The sequence below is a fragment of the Sphingomonas parva (ex Maeng et al. 2020) genome (assembly GCF_004564275.1).
GTDB lineage: Bacteria > Pseudomonadota > Alphaproteobacteria > Sphingomonadales > Sphingomonadaceae > Allosphingosinicella > Allosphingosinicella parva.
On sequence record NZ_SPDV01000011.1, the window covers coordinates 15,486 to 35,244 of the forward strand.

The window sequence follows — 19,759 nt, forward strand, 5'->3', positions numbered from 1 at the left end:
GAAGCGCAAGGATTCTATTCCGCGAAGGCATGGGAGACCTCGCTCGATTTCAGCCATTGCCACAGGAAGTACAATGCGGCCGCGGCGTGGAAGATGCCGCCCGGGATCCACATCAGCAGGCCGGCGAGCTGCTGGTCCTCGATCGGCGTTAGGCCCTGGGGCGTCATTCCCATCGCCGCATAGCCTTCGTACCACGGGCTCCCCGAGAAGGTCATCAGCGCGCCGAGCGCCCCGCCGCCGAGCGACGTGAGGAACAGGCACAGCGACGCGGTTCCATGGCCATGCCGGCCACCGCGGCCGTGGGTCATGGCCCACCAGAACAGGAGAGCGCTGAGCAGGAAGGAGAGGTGCTGAGCGACATGCCACGAATCGCGTTCGAGCGCGCGTCCGAACAAGGCGGGCGCATGCCAGCCTGCCATCACCGCCAGCTGGAGCAGGGTCGCCGCGACCGGATCGGTGAGCCCCCGCCAGACCGGCTTCGCGGCATGAACCGCACGCCCGATGCGGTTGCGCGCGGCCGCGGGCAAGCCCCACAGGAACACGGCGCCCGGTCGCGCCGCCACGAGCAGCAACGCCGCCGGCAGCATGATCAGTTCATGCTCGATCATGTGCATCGTGAAGCTCGCCTCGCCCGCCTCATGAAGCGGCGAGACCAAAGCGGCCGCAAGCGTGGCCCAGCCCGCCGCGAACAGCAGAGCCGCGCGACCGAGGGCGGTGCGGCCATACTCCGAACGCCGCCGGAGGCGCAGCCAGCCCCAACCGTAGAGCGATGCGGATGCGAGCAGCGGAACGACGATCCAGGGCGCGAGCGTCCAGCCGCCGTGCGTCTCCCCGGCGTGGGCAAGCGCCGGCGAGGAGAGAAAGAGCAGGAGAAGGGCGGCGGCCCTCATCCCCAGCACCGGGGCAGCAGCAAGGCGCCGGTCAACTGCAGCACGATCGCGAAGGCGAACAGCCCCGAGGCGCCGAGCCCGAGCATGGCGGCGAAACGATGTCCATCCGGAGCCCCGTGGCGCCACACTCGCCAGGACAAGGCAAAGCCGGTGCCGATCAGCAGCAGCGCGAGGAGAGCGATCAGCAGGAGCGGGACCGCACCGGTCGCGCCGCATCTGGTGAAGGCGAGCTGGCTCCCGAGCTCGTGCCAGCCGAACCAGGCGAAGCCGCCGACGGCGAGCGCGCCCCATGACAGGGCCAGGGTCTTGCGGGCGCTCCGGCTCATGCCGCCCACCTCGGCACCCAGTAGATCAGCACGTAGAGCGGCAGCCAGGTCAGCCAGACGAACCGCCAGTACATGGCATTCTCGGCGACGTCGACGTAGCGCCGGCTCTCCGCCGCGTGGCGGGTGAACATCAGCGCCGCCAGCACCACGGAGTCTCCGAAATCGGTGACGAAGTGGGTCGCGTGGAGGAACAGCAGGGCCCAGATGATCGAGCCGTAGGCATTGTCCGTCCACCAGACGTTGAGCAGCAGAAACTCCCAGGCGCGCAGCGCTCCCAGGACGAGGCAGATCGCGAGCAGGATCAGCATGTAGCGGTGAACGGCGCGCAGGTCCTTTTTCTCGGCTGCCCGCTTGACCAGCGTGTTGGGGATTTCGCTGAGCAGGATCACGATCGTGAACAGGGTGCCTGCGAGCAGGCTGGGCGGCTCGAAGCGGCTCGGCGGCCAGCCCTGCTCGTTGCCCATCAGGAAGAAATAGCTGGCGATCGCGAAGGCGAAACCCGCGCCTTCGATCATGAAGAAGGCGACGACCCCCCACCAGGTGAGGCTCCGATGCCCATAAGCATGGGTGGGGAGCTCGGCGAGATCGCCGGAAAATTTGACGGGGACGCTCATTCCGCCACGGGCTCCGGTGTCGGCGCCACCTTCGGCCAGAACCAGAAGGTGAGCGCGGCGGCGACCGGGACGGCGCCGATCACGACTGCCCACGGCGTGAAGATCGACGCCACGAAGGTCCCGCCGGTCGCCGCCGCCGCGACCAGCGGCCAGATGGTGGGCTCCGGCGAAGGCTCGCGAAGATCCGGCTTCGCCTCCATCACCGTGGTGAGAAGCAGCTCCCGGTCGTCGACGCGCAGGCCGGTCATGACCGGAAGATGGTGGCGGTTGTCCCACAATGGCGAAGCGCTGCTCACCACCGGAATATGGGCGAAATTGTACGGCGGCGGCGGCGAGCTCGTCGCCCATTCGAGTCCGGCGGCGTCCCAGGGATTGGGACCCGAGACCCGGCCGCGCGCGATCGAGACGGCGGCGTTGACCAGGAACAGCAGCACCCCGGTGGCGAGCACGAACGCCCCGGCGGTCGAGAGGAGGTTGAGCTGGTCCCAGCCCATGCCGACCGGATAGGTGTAGACCCGCCGCGGCATGCCCATCACGCCTGTCCAGTGCATCGGCGCGAACGTGAGGTGAAAGCCGACGAAGGTGATCCAGAAGCTCAGCCTGCCGAGCCCATCCCCCATCATCCGGCCGGTGAACTTCGGGAACCAGTAAGCGAAGGCGCCGAGCAGCGGGAAGACGGCGCCGCCGATCAGCACGTAATGGAAATGGGCGACCACGAAATAGGTGTCGTGGAGCTGCAGGTCGAGCGGCACGCTCGCGAGCATCACCCCGGTAATGCCGCCGAGCACGAACGTGACGATGAACCCGACCACCCACAGCATCGGTACCTCGAAGCGTGGACGCCCGCTCCACATCGTCGCGATCCAGCAGAAGATCTGGATGCCGGACGGGATCGCCACGGCCATGCTGGCGGCGGTGAAGAAGGAATAGCCGAGCCGGGGCAGGCCGGTGGCGAACATGTGGTGGACCCAGAGACCGAAGGCGAGGAGGCCGATCGCCACCACCGCGAGCACCACGGCGGGGTAGGCGAAGACGGGCCGGCGGCTGAACGTGGCGACGATCTCCGACACGAAGCCGGCGCCCGGCAGGAAGATGATATAGACCTCCGGGTGACCGAAGAACCAGAAGAGGTGCTGCCAGAGCAGGGCGTCGCCATGCTCGAACGGGTTGAAGAAATGGGTGCCGACCAACCGGTCGCTGAGCAGGAAACCCGAGGCAAGGGTCACCGCCGGCATCGAGAAGATCACCATCAGCGAGACGACCAGCGACACCCAGACGAACACCGGCATCCGCGCCAGGGTCATGCCTGGTGCGCGCTGCTTGAGGATCGTGGCGACGATCTCGACCGAGATGCAAAGCGCCGCGACCTCGGTGAAGGTGACCATCTGCGCCCAGACGTCGGCCCGCTTGCCGGTGCCGTATTCGGGACCGGCGAGCGGCGGGTAGGCGAACCAGCCGACGTCAGGGCCGACGTTCAGAACGAAGGCGACCCACAAGAGCAGCCCGCCCGAGAGATACACCCAATAGCTGAACGCGTTGAGCCGCGGGAACGAGATGGCGCGCGTGCCGATCATCAGCGGCACGAGGAAGACCGACATCGCCTCCATCACCGGCACGGCGAAGAGGAACATCATCGTCGTGCCGTGCATCGTGAAGATCTGGTTGTACCGGTCCGGCCCCATCAGCGCGTTTTCCGGCTTGGCGAGCTGGAGCCGCATGGCGAGGGCGAGCACGCCGCCCAGTGCCAGGAAGATCAGGGCCGTGACGATGTAGCGCCGCGCGACGTCCTTGTGATCGACGGTGGTCAGCCAGCCCCAGAAGCCCGGCTCCCGCCGCCACGTCGCCTCCAGCCGCGCGTGCAGCGCCACGCCCTGCAGCATCTCGCCGTCCCTCGGCAGATCCTTGCCGCTCAGCACGGTCATTTCAGCGACTCCAGATAGGCGGCGACGGCGTGGAGCTCGTCCGCTTCAAGCCCGATGTACGGCATCGCATTGCCCGGCTTCGGACCCTGCGGATCGGCAATCCAAGCGTAGATATGGCCGCGCGACATCGGCAGCGTCCCCGCCGCGATCGACCTGCGGCTGGCGAAATGGGTGAGATCTGGCGCGACCTGACCCGAGGCGGGAGTTCCCGCGATGGCGTGGCACGTGCTGCACTCTCGGGTGGTGAAATAGTCGTAGCCCGCCCGGGTCAGGGCATTGGTCGGCGGCACCGCGGGCGCGGCATTGTGCGCGCGCCAGCGTTCGAAGGCCTCGCGCGGCTCAACCGTCACATCGAGCGCCATGTGCGCATGCTGCATGCCGCAGAATTCGGCGCATTGACCGCGATAGACACCGGTCTTGCGCGGAATCAGCATCAGATCGGTGATCCGACCCGGAATGAGGTCCTGCTTGCCGGCGAGGTTCGGCACCCAGAAGCTGTGAATGACGTCGTTGGATTTCAGCGTCACGTGCGCCGGGACGCCGGCCGGGAGGTGGAGCTCGTTCGCGGTGCGCACGTCCCGCGACGGATCGCGGAAGTGATAGCGAACGTCCCACCACCATTGATTGGCGACGATCTCGATCCGCAAGGCCGAGGCGGGATCGGGAAGCGCACGCGCCATCGATCGGTCGGTGAGATGGCTGGCGAGGGTCAGGCCGAACAATCCGATCGCCACGGCGGCGATCCAGACGATGAGACCGGTCTTGAGCGGCCGCTCAGTCCCCGATCCTTCGGGATCCTCGATGCCGTCCGCCCGCCGACCGCGGCGGCGGAGCGCCGCCGCGCCCAGGAACGCCGCAACGACCGCGGCGAACAGCAAGGTTGCGACCAGGAAGATGCCGAACAGATCGGCGATGGCGGCGCCGCCCTGTCCATCGCGCCCGCCGACCGACTGGATGCCGTCGACGCTGCATGCGCTCCCGACGAGGAGCAAGGGAAGAAGGGGGAGGAGGCGCCGTCGCATCAATCCTTCTCCGCCGAAGGCAGGGTCGTGTTGCTCTCCGACTGCTGCGGCCGGCGCTCTTCCAGCGTCTGCGGCTCGGCATTGCTGATGTCGTCGCTTCGCCCGGGTAGGACGTCCTGCCGCGGCTGCGCGGAGAGGGAGCGGACGAAGGCGGCGAGCTGCCAGGCCTGCTGCTCGGTGATCCGGCCTTCGAACGCCGGCATGCCGTTCGGACGGCCCTTGAGGATGGTCTGGACGATATCCTCCATCCTCCCGCCGTAGCGCCACTCGTCGTCGGACAGCGGCGGACCCATGCCGCCGCCGCCGGCGAGCGCATGGCAGCCGCTGCAGTTCATCCAGGAATAGTAACGCTGACCCTGGGAGATGTGGAAACTGCTGTTCTCATACTCCTTCGCACGCGGATCGCTCGAGGCGAGCGAAATGGTCTCCGGCTTCGGCTGGCGCGACGTGTCCCGCTCTTCGCGGTCGCAGGCACCGAGCGCCAGGAGCGCTGCGCCCGCGAGGCCGATGCGCGCCAACTTATTGGGGGAGCGCGAAGACATAGAGTCTCCCTCCCGCCTTGGTCTTCCCCGGCAGGTCGCGCATCGCGTTGACGAAGCCGAGCGCGCTGGTCGGATCACCCGGATCGAGCTGCCCCGAGACGATCGCGCCCGCCCAGCCCCCGACGCCGGAAAGGATCGCGACATATTGCCGCCCGTCTGGGCCGCGATAGGTGATCGGCTGACCGATGATCCCGCTCTCCAGCTGTTCCTGCCAGAGCAGCTTGCCCGTGCGCCCGTCCACCGCCTTGAAGCGTCCGTCCATGGTTCCGTAGAAGACGAGGTCCCCGGCCGTAGCGAGCGCACCGGACCACAGCGGCAGATCCTCCCTGATCTCCCACGCGGCCTTGCGCCGGACCGGGTCCCAGGCGGTGAGCACGCCGCGGTGGCCGCCCGGCCCCGCGTACATCTTCACCTCGGCCCCGAGATAGGGTGTGCCGGCGATGTAGTTCGCCTCGATCACGCCCATGTCCATGCACAGATTGAGATGGGGCACGTAGAGCAGACCGGTGCGCGGGCTGAAGGCGGAGGGATTCCAGTCCTTGGCGCCGGGTGCTGCGGGGCAGATGTTGCGGGTGACGCGGCCTTCCTGCGGCACCTTCTCCTCTACGGGGATCAGCCGGCCGGTCTTCAGGTCCACGCCCTTCGCGCTGTTGATGAAGCCGTAGGGATCGGCCGAGAGCACCTGCCCGGTGCCGCGGTCGATGACGTACATATAGCCGTTCCGGCCCGGGCGGACGAGCACCTGACGCATTCGCCCGCCGACCGGCATGTCGAGCAGGATGCTCTCGTTGATGTCGTCATGATCGAAATGGTCGTGCGGCGAGGATTGATAGAACCAGCGCGCCTGGCCCGTCGCGATGTCGCGGGCGAAGACCCCCGACGTCCATTTGTTGTCGCCCGGCCGCTGGTGCGGATTCCAGGGGCCCGCATTGCCGGTGCCCTGAAACAGCGTCCTGGTCGCCGGATCGTAGCTGATCCAGCCCCAGGTGGTGCCACCCCCGGTCTTCCAGGCCTCCGGGGGCCATGACTTGACGCCCAGATCCTTGCCGCGATCCATCGCGTAGAAGGGTTTGAACTGCGGCCCGATCAGCACATCCGCGTCCGGGCCGGTGCTGTAGGCACGCCAGGCGAGCTTGCCCGAGGCCGCGTCGAGCGCGGTCAGCCAGCCGCGCACGCCGAATTCGCCGCCCGAATTGCCGACCAGCACCTTCCCCTCGGCCACGAGCGGAGCCATCGTGACCGTCTCGCCCTTGTTGATGTCGGCGACGGAGGTCCGCCAGACCTGGTGGCCGTTGCTGGCGCGGATGGCGAAGACGTCGCCGTCCAGCGTCGCGAAGTAGATGTTGCCATTGGAATAGGTGCCGCCGCGATTGACCACGTCGCAGCAGGCGACGCCTTGCGACGCCGGTTTCGGTCGGGGCCTGAACACCCAGACGAGCCGTCCGCCGCGGGCAAGGTCCAGCGCCCAGACGTGATTGGGATAGGGAGTGATGATGTACATCATCGACCCGACGACGAGCGGAGCGGCTTCGTGCCCGCGCCGGTTCTGCGTATCGAAGGAGAAAGCCAGCTTCAGTCGTGAGACGTTCGCGCGGTTTATCTCGCCGAGCGCGCTGAACCGCGTGCTCGCGTAATCCTTGGCGGCCATCGTCCACTGGCCGTCGTCGGGCGGCGAGGCTGCGGCCGGCGCGCGCGCGCCATTCCCCTGGCCGACGGCCTGAGACCCGGGACAGGCAAGCAGCAAGAATGCGAGCAGCGCGACCTTCGAACGGATCACGAGCGCGTGACGCATCCACTCTCCCCTGTTTTTCTTTGTTCCTACCCTCTCGCGATCGTCCGTCAATTGATCTGGATCAGCCCGCAGCGCCGATGGAAGAACGTTTCGGCTTGCGCATCATCGCGTGGCGAGTCAGCTATCGATACGTCGCGACCGGCGGGTGCCGCTCGACATCAGATGGAGGTGAGCAAATGAAGCGTCTTGCTGGTGCAATCGCAATGTCCTCCCTGCTCCTGCTCGCCGCGTGCGAGGGGCAGGCGGACGAGAATCTCGCTGCCGCCGCCGAGAACGGCGCCGCCGCCGTCGGCGAGACGATCGAGGAGGGCGCCGGAGAAGCGGGCAACGCCCTCGACAAGGCCGGAGACGTGATCAGCAACCAGGCAGCCAAGATCGAGAATGGCGTCGATATCGACGTCGATCTCAACACCGGCAACGCGGCCTCGAACACGCAGTAAGCCAGCCTGGCTTCGCGGGGCGCACGCCTCTCGCAGCCTGACGAACACGTTGCGCGCGCTCGCCCTGTGGCGGGCGCGCGTTGCTTTGCGTCCCGCAACGTCTTGCTGCCCGCTGGAACCGCGCCGCGGCTGGAGGATTGGCCGTTCAGCTGAAGAGGAGGCTGAGCATGAACGTTGCGGATGAACGGAGCATCTCGTGCTGGATGGATCGGGTCCCAGTAGTCGAGGCGCCCCCGCTCGCCGCAGATGCGCGATGCGACGTGGTGGTGATCGGCTCCGGCATCGCCGGCCTCTCGACCGCTTATGAGCTGAGCCGCTCCGGCCGTTCGGTGATCGTCATCGACCGCGGCACGATCGGCGGCGGGATGACGGCCCGGACGACCGCCCATCTCGCCACCGAGCTCGACGATTTCTATTCCGAGCTGATCCGCGTCCGCGGCGAGGACGAGGCCCGAATCTACCACGATAGCCAGGTCGCGGCGGTGAACAGGATCGAGGCGATCTGCCGGGACGAGAAACTCGACGCCGATTTCGCCCGCGTCGACGGCTATCTCTTTCCGGCGGAGGAGGACCATCGGCGCGACCTCGAGGAGGAATTCGACGCCTGCCGCAAGATTGGCGTCGAGGTGGAGTGGGTCGAGCGGGCGCCGGTTCCCGGCTACGACACGGGCCGCGCGCTTCGCTTCCCCAACCAGGGACGCTTCCATCCCACCAAATACCTGGCCGGCCTGGCGCAGGCGATCATCCGGCACGGCGGCCGGCTTCATGCCGACACCGCCTATGTCTCCGACAACGAGGACGAGAACGGCGTGGAGATCACGGTCGAGGCCGGCCACGTGATCCGGGCCGGCGCCGCCGTCTTCGCCACCAACTCCCCGGTCAATGACAAGGTCGCGATCCACACCAAGCAGGCGCCCGACCGGACCTACGCGATCGCCGGCCGGGTGCCGAAGGGATCGGTGCCCGATGCGCTCGTCTGGGACACATACGACGCTTATCACTACGTTCGCATCCAGCCGCTCGGCGAGGCTGAGGATCTGCTGATCGTCGGCGGCGAGGATCATCGCTCCGGCGAGGCCGAGGACATGGACCAGCGACTCGACGCATTGGAGCGATGGACTGGCGAGCGCTATCCCAGCTTCACCCGGGCCGAGTACCGCTGGTCGGGCCAGGTGCTCGAGCCGATCGATTTCATGCCCTTCTCCGGGCGCAATCCGGGGAGCCGCAACATCTATATCCATAGCGGCGATTCCGGCCAGGGAATCACCAACGGCGTCGCCGGCAGTCTCACCATCTTCCCGCTGATCATTGGCGAGGACAGCCGGTTCGCTCCGGTGCTCGATCCCGCAAGGAAGTCGCTCACGTCGACCTCCTCATTGGGCGAATTCGTGCGTGGCCAGGCCGGCGTGATGAAGAACATGGCCGAGCATCTCGGCCCGTCGGAGGTCGCTTCCGAGGACGAGATCGCCCCTGGCGAAGGCGCGATCATTCGCGAGGGCCTGGCGAAGCTCGCCTGCTATCGCGCGGAGGACGGAAGCATCGTGCGGCGTTCGGCAGTCTGCACCCACGCCGGGTGCATCGTTCACTGGAACGGGTTCGAGAAATGCTGGGATTGCCCATGCCACGGGTCGCAGTTCGCGCCCGACGGGGAGGTCCTGAACGGTCCCGCGGTGAAGCCGCTGGCGGAGGCGTGAGAGAGGCCGGACGCGCTCCGCACAGGGAGCGCGTCCGGGAGGAAGGTCACGCGCCCTGCAGACTGTGCTTCAGCGCGCTGGCCCGATCATGGCCGGCACGGACCGACTGGAAGGCTTCCTGGACGACCGCGCGGCATTCGGACGAAAGCTGCTCGTCGGCCAGGGCAGTCTCGTATTTGCCCTTGATGTAATCCTCGCCGCGCTCGACTTCCTCGATCACGGCCTTGTCGTTGCCGCCGCCGCCGATCGCGGTGCGCAGATCCTCGAAGCGGCGGTGAAGGTCCGCCTTGAGCGATCCGTCGTCATTCGGCGTGCCGCCGTGCATCCGCACATGCTCCTGCAGACGTCCGACGATCTGACGCCGCTCCTGGGCGAACTCGCGGAACATCTGCTCGAATTGCGTGCCCTGCACGTTCTCCGCCGAACGCTCGAAGCCGTTCGCGCTGTCGATCGTCGTCGTGATCAGGCTGTTGAGCACGGATATGTCATGTTCGCGGTTCAGCATCATTGCTTTGGCTCCATCCTTTGGGGGTGCGGAATCAACCGGTCTCGGAGCCAAAGGTTCAATCGCCGGGGAGGCGGCAAAAAGGCTGTAGCGGCGCGCCCGCGATGCGCGGCTCGATCGGCTTCAATCCGCCTCTGCGGGACGCCAGGCAGTCCGCGCGGCGCGCCGCGTCAGACCCAGTGCGGCGTCAGGATCCCGGTGGAAGGCCATTCCCATCGCCAGGCTCTCGGCGATCCGCCCGGCCTTGTCCTGCAGCGCCGCGGCAGGCCCCGCCTCGAACAGTTCGCCGGACGTTTCGGCCCATAGGGCCAGCCAGCGCTCGAAGGACGCCGCCGAGATCGAATCGGCATGTTTGATGTGCGCCGGCATCGGCCGCCCCTTGTAGCGACCGGTGCCGAGCGTGACCGACGACCAGAAGGCCTGGAGCTTTTCCAGATGCTCCGGCCAATCGTCGATCGCGGCGTTGAAGACCGGGCCGATCGCCGGATCCTGGCGAACCTTGGCGTAGAAGGTCTCGACCAGGACGCGCAGCCCGTCTTCCGTGATCTCGTTTCGTTTCAATCCCGCCTCGCCATTGCCCATATCGACCCTTGCCTCGAAATCCGGCGCAATGCGCTACGGAGATTCCCTGAGGCCTCCGCGCCCCAGATTGGCTTCGACGGCCGCCGCCGCTAGACCTCCCGCCGTGATTCATTTCGATATCGCGATCGTCGGCGCCGGCCATGCCGGTGCCCAGGCCGCCATCCAGCTTCGCCAGCTCGGCTTCTCGGGCTCGATCGGCCTGATCGGCGACGAGCCGGAGCTGCCCTACGAGCGGCCCCCGCTCTCCAAGGAGTATCTCGCCGGGGAGAAGGCGTTCGAACGAATGCTGATCCGGCCGGAAACATTCTGGGCGGAGAGGGAGGTGGCGCTGATCGCTGCCACGCGGATCGACTCCTTGGACCCGGTTGCGCGCAGGCTGAGAAGCTCGGCCGGCGACGTCTTCTCTTACGGAGAGCTGATCTGGGCCGCGGGCGGCACGCCGCGGCGACTGGGCTGTGCCGGAGGCGATCTTGACGGCGTGCACGTCGTCCGGCGTCGCAGTGAGGTCGACGCGATCCGGACCGGTCTCGACGGTGTCGAGCGCGTGGCGATCGTGGGAGGCGGCTATGTCGGCCTGGAGACCGCGGCAGTCCTTCGAAAGGCGGGCAAGCAGGTCGTGTTGATTGAGGCGCTCGAGCGGCTGCTCGCCCGGGTGGCGGGGCCGGATATCTCCGCTTTCTACGCCGCGGAGCACCGCGCGCAGGGCGTCGAGGTCCGCCTCGGCTCAGCGGTGGAACGCGTCGAAGGCGCAGGTGGCCGCGTCACGGGCCTGGCCCTGCAATCGGGCGGGACGATCGCGGCCGACATGGTGATCGTCGGGATCGGCATCGACGCGGCGGTCGCGCCGCTGCTCGGCGCCGGAGCGGCCGGGGCGAACGGAGTCGACGTCGATTCCTTCTGCCGAACCAGTCTTCCTCACGTCTACGCTATCGGCGATTGCGCCGCCCACGAGAACCTCTTCGCCGGCGGGCTTCGGATCCGGCTGGAATCCGTGCAGAACGCGCACGATCAGGCGGCAACCGCCGCGCGGGCGATCATCGGGCGGCCGGAACCCTATGCGGCGATCCCGTGGTTCTGGTCCAACCAATATGATCTGAAGCTCCAGACCGTCGGCCTGTCGCTCGGCTATGATGCTACGATAGTCCGCGGCGATCCTGCCACGCGCAGCTTCTCGCTCGTCTATCTGTTGGAGGGACGGGTGATCGCGCTCGACTGCGTCAACGCCACGCGCGATTACGTGCAGGGGAGAAAGCTCGTACTCGACCGCGCCATGGTCGATCCGGCGCGGCTGGCCGACACCGCCGTCCCACTCAAGGAGATGGACGGCTAGGGGCGGCCGGCATAGCCCGCGAGAATCTCGCAGACCCACCGGGCGGCGGTGAGAGCGGTGATGTCGCCGACGTCGAGGCTCGGGTCGAATTCGGTCAGATCGACCAGCCTCACCCTGGGCTCGCGGCCAAGCCGCCGCGCCGCCTCGAAGAACATGCGCGCCGGCATTCCGCCGGGCCTCGCGCCCGGCGCCCCGGGGCACTGGCCGCGGTCGATCACGTCGATGTCGAAATCGATCATCACCGCCTCGGCATGGGCAAGCCGTGCCAGCGCGTCGTCGAGAACCGCAAGGATGCCGCGCTCCAGGCACTGGGTGATCGTGTAGACGCCGATTCCGGCCTGCACGGCATCGGCGTGCATTTTGGCCGTATTGGCGAACGGCGCCAGGCCGATCTGGCAAATATTCCGGCCGGGCAGGCCGTCCTCGAGCAACGCTCGGATCGGGTTGCCGTTGAGAAGCCCCTGGTCCGTCTCGCGGAGATCGAAGTGGGCGTCGAGCGTGATCAGGCCCACCCGCTCCAGCGGCACGCCAAGTCCGTGCGCCGCCGGCCGGGTGACAGCGTTGTTGCCGCCGAGCAGGAGAGTGAGCGCATGGCCGGCACCCGCGGCGGCCGCCGCGTCGCGGATCGGCCCGAAGCCTTGGGCCGGCATGACGCCCCGGATCGGAACGTCGCCGAGATCCGCAAGCGCAAGCGACAGCTCCGTGCCCCGCTCGACATCGTAAGTGCTGAAGCGCTTCAGCGTCCGCCGGATCGTGTCGGGGGCGAGATCGCACCGGCCGGGGGTGACCGAGCCCGCTTCCATCGGGACGCCGAGCAGGGCGACCTCCCCCTCGGCCGAGATAAGATCCGCGATCGAACGCCACGCCATGCTTTGACCCTTACACGCGAAGCGGCCATGAAGGCGAGCCATGTGGGATCGGCTTCTGACCAATTGCAACGTCGCGACGATGGACCCGACGACCCCCGGTTCGTTCGGAGCGATTGAGGACGCGTCGATCGGAATCCAGGACGGGCGAATCGTCCAGGTCGGCCGCCGCATCGATCTCGCCGGTTACCGCGCGCGCAGCGTCGAGCGGCTGGACGGCGCCTGGATCACCCCCGGCCTGATCGATTGCCACACGCACCTGGTCTTCGGCGGAGATCGAGCGGCGGAGTTCGAGCAAAGGCTCGGCGGCGCGAGCTACGAGGAAATCGCCCGCGCCGGTGGCGGCATCCTCTCCACTGTGAAGGCGACCCGCCTCGCCTCGCGCGACGACCTCGTCGCTGCCGCGCGGCCTCGGCTGGAGGCGCTGATGCGCGGCGGCGTCACCACGGTCGAGATCAAGTCCGGCTACGGACTCGACACTGCGACGGAGCTCAAGATGCTGGAGGCAGCGCGGCAGCTCGGGGAGACGGCGCCGGTGCGCGTCGTTCCGACCCTCCTCGCGCTTCATGCGCTGCCGCCGGAATATCGGGGGGACCGCCGCGGCTTCGTCGAACTTGCGATCGAGGACATGATCCCTGCTGCGGCCGAGACCGGCCTGGCGACTGCCGTCGATGCCTTTTGCGAAGGGATCGGGTTCACGCCGGACGAGGTGCGGGCCTTGTTCGCCGCCGCGGAGGAGCACGGCCTGAGGGTCAAGCTCCACGCCGAGCAGCTCAGCAACCTCGACGGCGCGGCGCTCGCCGCCGAACACAAGGCGCTCTCGGCCGACCACCTCGAGCATGCGGACGAAGCCGGCGTCGAGGCGATGGCGAGGGCCGGCATGGTCGCCGTGCTGCTCCCCGGCGCCTTCTACGCGCTCGGCGAGACCCGCAAGCCGCCGATCGCTCTCCTGCGCAAGCACGCAGTGCCGATCGCGGTCGCGACCGATCTCAACCCGGGCACCTCGCCCGTGCTCTCCCCGACGCTGATGCTGGGAATGGCCTGCACCCTGTTCGGCCTGACCCCGGAGGAGGCATTGCTGGGCATGACCCGCCATGCCGCCAAGGCGCTGGGTCTGGAGGACGAGATCGGCACTATCGCGCCTGGGAAGGCGGCGGACCTCTGCGTCTGGCGCGTCAATCGTCCCGCCGAGCTGTGCTACTGGATCGGCCATCCCGGCCCCGAGCGCCGGATCGTCGCCGGGAAGGACGCCTGACCGCGCGGGCGCCGGCCTTGTGGAAGCAGGCGCCATTTTCTAACGCCACGAAAGAGGAAGGGCGGCCACGGGCGCGCCGACAGGGGACAGGATGCTGCACAGGCGCGACAACAGCCGTTCGATCCGGGCACGGACCGGAGGCGAGATCCGGGCGAAGAGCTGGGCCAGCGAGGCAGCCGTGCGGATGCTCCAGAACAATCTCGATCCCCGTGTCGCGGAAGCGCCGGAGGAGCTCGTCGTCTATGGCGGCATCGGCCGCGCGGCTCGCGACTGGGAGAGCTTCGACAGGATCGTCGAGACGCTGGAGCGCCTCGAGGACGATCAGACGCTACTGGTCCAGTCGGGCAAGCCGGTGGGCGTGTTCCGCACCCACGAAGATGCGCCGCGCGTGCTCATCGCCAACTCTAACCTCGTGCCGAAATGGGCGACCTGGGAGCATTTCCACGAGCTCGATCGCAAGGGATTGATGATGTACGGCCAGATGACGGCCGGATCGTGGATCTACATCGGCACCCAGGGGATCGTTCAGGGGACGTACGAGACCTTCGTCGAAATGGGCCGGCAGCATTATGGCGGCGACCTCTCCGGACGCTGGATCCTCACCGCCGGCCTCGGAGGCATGGGCGGCGCGCAGCCGCTGGCGGCGGTGATGGCGGGCGCCCACTGTGTCGCTATCGAATGCCAGGAGAGCCGCATCGAGAAGAGGCTGGAGACGCGTTACCTCGATCGCCGGGCGACCTCGCTCGACGAGGCGCTGGACATCATCCGCAATGCGGCCGAGCCGACGTCCGTCGGCCTGCTCGGCAACGCCGCCGAGATCCTTCCCGAAATGGTGCGCCGGGGCATTCGTCCCGATGCGGTGACCGACCAGACCTCCGCGCACGATCCGGTGAACGGCTATCTTCCCGCCGGCTGGAGCGTCGATACGTGGATCGACATGCGCGAGCGAGATCCGCAGGCGGTCGAGGCGGCGGCGCGCGCATCGATGGCCGTCCATGTCGAGGCGATGCTCGCCTTCCGGGAGCAGGGCATCCCGACATTCGATTACGGCAACAACATCCGCCAGGTCGCCAAGGATGAGGGCGTCGAGCACGCCTTCGATTATCCGGGCTTCGTGCCCGCTTACGTGCGCCCGCTCTTCTGCCGCGGCGTCGGGCCGTTTCGCTGGGTCGCGCTCTCGGGCGATCCGGAGGATATTTACCGCACCGATCAGAAGGTGAAGGAGCTGATCCCGGACGATCCGCATCTCCACCGCTGGCTGGACATGGCGCGCGAGCGGATCGCCTTCCAGGGGCTGCCGGCGCGGATCTGCTGGGTCGGCCTCGGCCAGCGGCACCGGCTCGGCATGGCGTTCAACGAGATGGTGGCGCGCGGCGAGCTCAAGGCGCCGATCGTGATCGGCCGCGACCATCTCGACAGCGGCTCCGTCGCCAGCCCCAATCGCGAGACGGAGAGCATGAAGGACGGATCGGACGCCGTGTCCGATTGGCCGCTGCTCAACGCGCTGCTCAACACCGCCTCGGGCGCGACCTGGGTATCGCTCCACCATGGTGGCGGTGTGGGCATGGGCTATTCCCAGCATGCCGGGATGGTGATCGTCGCAGACGGCAGCGAAGCCGCCGCGCGCCGTCTGGAGCGGGTGCTGTGGAACGATCCGGGCACCGGCGTCATGCGCCACGCCGATGCTGGCTACGACATCGCCATCGCCTGCGCGCGCGAGCAGGGTCTCGACCTGCCGATGGTCGGCAAGTGATCGCGCCGCCCGCCGCCGTCGAGCTCGTCCCGGGCGAAGTGACGCTTGCCCAGCTGCGCGCCATCTGGCGCGGCGCGGCCGTTGCGCTTGCCCCCGGCGGATGGACGGCGATCGACGCGGCCGCCGAGGCGGTGGCGCGGATCGTCGCCTCCGGCCGCACGGTCTATGGCGTCAACACGGGCTTCGGCCTGCTCGCCCAGACGCGGATCCCCGACGATCGCCTCGCCGAGCTGCAGCGCAATCTCCTCCTCTCCCACAGCTGCGGCATCGGCGCCCCGCTCGCCCCGCGTATCGTTCGCCTGATCATGGCGCTGAAGGCGATCGGCCTCGGCCGGGGACGGTCGGGCGTCCGCCGCAAGGTGGTCGAGCAGTTGCTGGCGCTGCTCGAAGCGGACGCCCTGCCGCTGATTCCCAGCCAGGGCTCGGTCGGAGCCTCGGGGGACCTGGCGCCGCTCGCGCACCTGAGCGCCGCCATGATCGGCGAGGGGCAGATCGTGCTTCAAGGCGCGGCGCTGCCGGCACGGGAGGCGCTTGCCAAGCTGGGGCTGGAGCCGCTCGTGCTCGGACCCAAGGAAGGGCTGGCGCTGATCAACGGCACCCAGGTCTCGACGGCGATCGCACTCGACGCGCTGTTCGCGGGAGAGCGGGTCTTCGCCTCGGCGCTGATCGCCGGTGCGCTGTCGCTCGATGCCCTGAAGGGGACGGACGTGGCGTTCGATCCACGCATTCACGAGGCGCGCGGCCAGCCGGGTCAGATCGCCGTGGCGGCGGCGCTGAAGCGGCTGCTCGAGGGGAGCGCGATCCGCCACAGCCACGAAGACTGTCCGCGGGTGCAGGATCCCTACAGCTTCCGTTGCCAGCCGCAGGTGATGGGCGCCTGCCTCGACCTGATCCGCAACGCGGCGCGGACGCTGGAGATCGAGGCCAACGCCGTGACGGACAACCCGGTCGTATTCGCGGAGGCCGAGGAAGCACTGTCCGGCGGCAATTTCCACGCCGAGCCCGTCGCGTTCGCGGCCGATATGCTGACGATGGCGTTGTGCGAGATCGGTTCGATCTCGGAGCGGCGCACGGCGGTGCTGGTCGATCCGAAGATGAGCGGCCTGCCGCCCTTCCTCGTGCGCGACAGCGGAGTCAATTCCGGCTTCATGATCGCTCAGGTGAGTGCCGCCGCACTGGTATCGGAGAACAAGAGCCTGGCGTTCCCGGCCAGCGTCGACAGCATCCCGACCTCGGCCAATCAGGAAGACCATGTATCGATGGCGACGCACGGGGCCTGCAAGGCCGGGCGGATCGCGGCCAACGCCGCCGGCGTGATCGGCATAGAGCTGCTCACGGCGGCCCAGGGCGTCGATTTCCACGCGCCGCTCGAAACCTCGCCGCAGCTCGAGACGGCCCGGGCGCTGATCCGCGCGCATGTGCCGCATTACGAGGCCGACCGCTATTTCGCCGACGATCTCGCCTGGGCGCGCGAGGCCGTGCTTCAAGGGGCCCTCTCCGACGCCTTGGAGGGCGAGTTCTTCTGATCGATCTCGCCGACATCGACGGGCCGATCGCACTCGAAGGCGAGGTCTGCGTCATCGGTGCGGGCGCTGCCGGCATCAGCCTCGCCCGGCGCCTGCTCCGCGCCGGTCACACGGTCGTGCTCCTCGAGAGCGGCGGCCTCGATTACGAGGCTCCGATCGCCGACCTCAACGCCGGCGAGAATGTCGGCGAGGATTATTACGATCTGGAGGATTCCCGCCTGCGCTTCTTCGGGGGCACCACCGCCATCTGGGGCGGTCGCTGCGCCGAGCTCGATCCGATCGACCTGGAGCGGCGCGACTATCTGCCCTTCTCCGGCTGGCCGATCGGTTGGGACGAGCTTCGTCGATGGTATGACGAGGCGCGGCCGCTGTTCGATCTTCCCGCGCGACGGCCGGAGCCGAACGACCTGCGCGGCGCGGGCATTCCTCTCCCGGCCTTCGATCCGGACGAGCTGCAAACGCCCTTGTGGACCTTCGATCGCCGCTTCAACCGATTTGCCTACGAAAGCTGCGGCGACCTCGAGGCGGATCCGAAGTGCCAGATCGTGACCCATGCCACGGTGAGCGAGATCGTCGCGAGCGAGGGCGGCCGCGGCGTCGATCGAGTCGAGGCGCGGGCACTCGGATCGGGGCGCCTCACCGTCCGCGCGTCCTCCTATGTGGTGGCCGCGGGAGGCATAGAGACTCCGCGCCTGCTGCTCGCCTCCCGCTCGGTGATGCCGAACGGGCTCGGCAACGACCGCGATCAGGTCGGCCGCTATTTCATGGAGCATCCGCACGCCCGCGGCGGCCGCATCGTCCAGGGAAGGGCGTGGGACCTGCTGAAGGCGTTTGGCCGCAGGCACAGGATGGCCGGCGAGGACATCGCCGCGCTGATCACTCCCGGTGAAGCCCTGCAGCGGCGCGAAGGGATCCTCAACACTTCGCTAACCATCGTCGCGCGGCAGCCCGCCGGGCGCAGGCAGTTCCTCGGGATGAAGGCCTATAGCGGCATCAAGCACAAGATGGCGCCGACCAAAGGCGGCCGCGCCCTCTGGATGGCGACCAAGAAGGCAGCGGGCTGGGCGCAGCGCCATGTCGACCCGGCGCGGCCGTGGCTGCTGCACAAGCTCGGCAGCCTCGACGTCGCCCTGTTGGTGCGCGCCGAGCAGGCGCCGAACCCGGAAAGCCGCGTCATGCTGGATGGGGACTTGGATGCGACCGGCGTTCCGCGCGCGCGCCTCGACTGGCGCTTGTCGGAGGTCGATGTGCGTAGCGTCGGCGTGCTGGTCGGCGCGCTCGATCGGGAGCTCCGGCGCCTCGGCCTCGGCGCCGTCGAGCCAGCCGGCTGGCTCGGCGGCGGACGCTGGGAGACCGATCCGTTGATCTCGTCCCACCCGATCGGCGGCTATCATCACATGGGAACGGCGCGAATGGGTGACGATCCGCGGACCAGCGTCACCGATGCGGACGGGCGCGTGCACGGCCTCGGCAACCTCTGGATCGCGGGCTCATCGCTCTTCCCGACCGGAAGCTGGGCCAATCCGACCCTCACCATCGTCGCTCTCGCCCTGCGCACCGCCGAGCGCATCTCGGCCGAGCTGAAGCGATGAGCGCGGTGCTTCCGGTCGGCAGCAACCGCACCCGCTTATGGGGCCTGACGCCGCGCGAGCGCCTGGCACGGATGGCCGCCGGCCAGCAGCTCGATTTCGCATCGGGGGCGGGCGGCGGTCCGCTCGTCGCAAACCTCGCCTTCGTCTTCGATCCGGCCTGGCTGCGCTTCATCGCCGAGCGACCGAACCACGTCCTGACGGTGGAGGGCGTCCCCGTCCTCGCCCACGTCGAGGACCTCGAGCCTCGCCTCGCCGTCACCTTCGCGATGGGGCACGATCTGCCGCTCGCCGACCCGGCGGGATGCGTCTCCGTGGCGTATGAGGAGCTCGGCGCGCTCGAGAACGAGGCCTTGCGCAAGCGAGAGAAGCCGTTCCTCGGCCGGCTGACACCGGAGACGGTGCGTGCGCTGGAGCGGCAGAGCTATTTCGGCGCCTACAAGGGCGTGACCGATCTGCTCACAAAATATCTTTGGCCGGAATGGGCGCTGGTGCTGACCCGCTGGGCGGCCCGGATCGGTATGACGCCGAACCAGGTCACCACGATCGGCGCGCTGCTCTGCATCGCCGCCACCTGGCTTTTCCACGAGGGTCATTTCTGGACAGGGATTGCGCTCGGGCTGGTTTTCATGGTGCTCGATACGGTCGACGGAAAGCTCGCCCGCTGCACCCTCACCTCATCCTGGTGGGGCAATGTCTTCGACCACGGCATCGATCTCGTCCACCCGCCCTTCTGGTGGTGGGCCTGGGGCGTCGGCCTCCACGCGTGGGGGCGCCCACTCGACGGCGAGCTTTTCGCGACCGTGATGGCCGTGCTGATCGGCGGCTATGTGGTTCAGCGGCTGATCGAAGGCGCATTCATCGCCCGCTTCAGGATCCACATCCATGTCTGGCGGCCGTTCGACAGCTGGTTCCGCCTGATCACGGCGCGTCGAAACCCGAACATGGTCATCCTCGTCGCCTTCCTGGCGCTCGGCCGCCCCGAGTGGGGGCTGCTCGCCGTCGCCGGCTGGACGATCGCTTCGCTTGCCGTGCATGGCGTTCAACTGCTTCAGGCGATCCGGGCGGCACGTCGCCGCCCCGTGGTCTCCTGGCTGGCATGAGGAGGGAC

The 19,759-nt window shown here is 68.1% G+C and carries 18 protein-coding genes; 8 read left to right on the forward strand and 10 right to left on the reverse strand.

The window, feature by feature from the left end:
• Nucleotides 1-14: 14 nt before the first annotated feature.
• The 7 genes from E2493_RS07355 to E2493_RS07385 are packed head-to-tail and all read right to left on the reverse strand — an operon-like array spanning nucleotide 15 to nucleotide 7,108.
• A complete protein-coding gene (locus E2493_RS07355; RefSeq protein ID WP_135085264.1) occupies nucleotides 15-890 on the reverse strand; it encodes a cytochrome c oxidase assembly protein in 876 nt (291 codons plus the stop codon).
• The gene (locus E2493_RS07360) at nucleotides 887-1,216 is read right to left on the reverse strand and encodes a hypothetical protein (protein ID WP_135085266.1); all 330 of its coding nucleotides are present in this window, start codon (nucleotides 1,214-1,216) and stop codon (nucleotides 887-889) included. Before E2493_RS07360 ends, E2493_RS07355 begins: the two co-directional genes overlap by 4 nt.
• Nucleotides 1,213-1,830 (reverse strand): cytochrome c oxidase subunit 3, encoded by a 618-nt coding sequence (locus tag E2493_RS07365; RefSeq protein ID WP_135085268.1) that lies wholly within the window; start codon nucleotides 1,828-1,830, stop codon nucleotides 1,213-1,215. Before E2493_RS07365 ends, E2493_RS07360 begins: the two co-directional genes overlap by 4 nt.
• The gene (gene ctaD / locus E2493_RS07370; RefSeq protein WP_135085270.1) at nucleotides 1,827-3,752 is read right to left on the reverse strand and encodes a cytochrome c oxidase subunit I; all 1,926 of its coding nucleotides are present in this window, start codon (nucleotides 3,750-3,752) and stop codon (nucleotides 1,827-1,829) included. Before ctaD ends, E2493_RS07365 begins: the two co-directional genes overlap by 4 nt.
• Nucleotides 3,749-4,774, reverse strand: a complete 1,026-nt coding sequence (coxB, locus tag E2493_RS07375) for a cytochrome c oxidase subunit II (protein WP_135085272.1) — start codon at nucleotides 4,772-4,774, stop codon at nucleotides 3,749-3,751. The genes ctaD and coxB overlap by 4 nt, the downstream gene beginning before the upstream one ends.
• Nucleotides 4,774-5,316 (reverse strand): c-type cytochrome, encoded by a 543-nt coding sequence (locus E2493_RS07380; protein WP_135085274.1) that lies wholly within the window; start codon nucleotides 5,314-5,316, stop codon nucleotides 4,774-4,776. Before E2493_RS07380 ends, coxB begins: the two co-directional genes overlap by 1 nt.
• On the reverse strand, nucleotides 5,294-7,108 hold the full coding sequence (locus E2493_RS07385; RefSeq protein ID WP_135085276.1) for a PQQ-dependent dehydrogenase, methanol/ethanol family: 1,815 nt from the start codon (nucleotides 7,106-7,108) through the stop codon (nucleotides 5,294-5,296). Before E2493_RS07385 ends, E2493_RS07380 begins: the two co-directional genes overlap by 23 nt.
• Nucleotides 7,109-7,311: 203 nt before the next feature.
• On the opposite strand from E2493_RS07385, the gene E2493_RS07390 reads away from it, so the two are divergent.
• Together E2493_RS07390 and E2493_RS07395 are read left to right on the forward strand one after the other, a co-directional pair.
• A complete protein-coding gene (locus E2493_RS07390) occupies nucleotides 7,312-7,548 on the forward strand; it encodes a hypothetical protein (RefSeq protein ID WP_135085278.1) in 237 nt (78 codons plus the stop codon).
• 167 nt (nucleotides 7,549-7,715) lie between these two features.
• The gene (locus tag E2493_RS07395; protein ID WP_135085280.1) at nucleotides 7,716-9,242 is read left to right on the forward strand and encodes an FAD-dependent oxidoreductase; all 1,527 of its coding nucleotides are present in this window, start codon (nucleotides 7,716-7,718) and stop codon (nucleotides 9,240-9,242) included.
• A 46-nt stretch (nucleotides 9,243-9,288) separates the two neighbouring features.
• On the opposite strand, the gene E2493_RS07400 is transcribed toward E2493_RS07395, so the two are convergent.
• Together E2493_RS07400 and E2493_RS07405 are read right to left on the reverse strand one after the other, a co-directional pair.
• Nucleotides 9,289-9,750 (reverse strand): PA2169 family four-helix-bundle protein, encoded by a 462-nt coding sequence (locus tag E2493_RS07400; protein WP_135085281.1) that lies wholly within the window; start codon nucleotides 9,748-9,750, stop codon nucleotides 9,289-9,291.
• Between the two features lie 120 nt (nucleotides 9,751-9,870).
• Nucleotides 9,871-10,308: a group III truncated hemoglobin gene (locus tag E2493_RS07405; RefSeq protein ID WP_225421207.1), complete on the reverse strand. Its 438-nt coding sequence runs from the start codon at nucleotides 10,306-10,308 to the stop codon at nucleotides 9,871-9,873.
• A gap of 124 nt (nucleotides 10,309-10,432) precedes the next feature.
• Between E2493_RS07405 and E2493_RS07410 the strand changes: the two genes are divergently transcribed.
• The gene (locus E2493_RS07410; protein WP_135085289.1) at nucleotides 10,433-11,659 is read left to right on the forward strand and encodes an NAD(P)/FAD-dependent oxidoreductase; all 1,227 of its coding nucleotides are present in this window, start codon (nucleotides 10,433-10,435) and stop codon (nucleotides 11,657-11,659) included.
• Here the strand turns inward: E2493_RS07410 and E2493_RS07415 are convergent.
• Entirely contained in the window at nucleotides 11,656-12,528 is an 873-nt protein-coding gene (locus E2493_RS07415; RefSeq protein WP_225421208.1) for an arginase family protein, read from the reverse strand. The two genes, E2493_RS07410 and E2493_RS07415, sit on opposite strands and share 4 nt — an antisense overlap.
• Nucleotides 12,529-12,568: 40 nt before the next feature.
• On the opposite strand from E2493_RS07415, the gene hutI reads away from it, so the two are divergent.
• The 5 genes from hutI (at nucleotide 12,569) to E2493_RS07440 (ending at nucleotide 19,751) form a co-directional block, all read left to right on the forward strand.
• Nucleotides 12,569-13,780 carry an imidazolonepropionase gene (gene hutI, locus E2493_RS07420; RefSeq protein ID WP_135085293.1) on the forward strand — a complete coding sequence of 404 codons (1,212 nt, stop codon included), beginning with the start codon at nucleotides 12,569-12,571 and terminating at the stop codon, nucleotides 13,778-13,780.
• A 91-nt stretch (nucleotides 13,781-13,871) separates the two neighbouring features.
• Complete coding sequence (hutU, locus tag E2493_RS07425) at nucleotides 13,872-15,533, forward strand: urocanate hydratase (protein ID WP_404828300.1); 1,662 nt, start codon at nucleotides 13,872-13,874, stop codon at nucleotides 15,531-15,533.
• A complete protein-coding gene (gene hutH / locus E2493_RS07430; protein ID WP_225421209.1) occupies nucleotides 15,530-17,059 on the forward strand; it encodes a histidine ammonia-lyase in 1,530 nt (509 codons plus the stop codon). The genes hutU and hutH overlap by 4 nt, the downstream gene beginning before the upstream one ends.
• A complete protein-coding gene (locus tag E2493_RS07435) occupies nucleotides 17,056-18,651 on the forward strand; it encodes an FAD-dependent oxidoreductase (protein ID WP_135085390.1) in 1,596 nt (531 codons plus the stop codon). The genes hutH and E2493_RS07435 overlap by 4 nt, the downstream gene beginning before the upstream one ends.
• Entirely contained in the window at nucleotides 18,648-19,751 is a 1,104-nt protein-coding gene (locus E2493_RS07440; RefSeq protein ID WP_135085295.1) for a CDP-alcohol phosphatidyltransferase family protein, read from the forward strand. Before E2493_RS07435 ends, E2493_RS07440 begins: the two co-directional genes overlap by 4 nt.
• Nucleotides 19,752-19,759 lie beyond the last annotated feature (8 nt).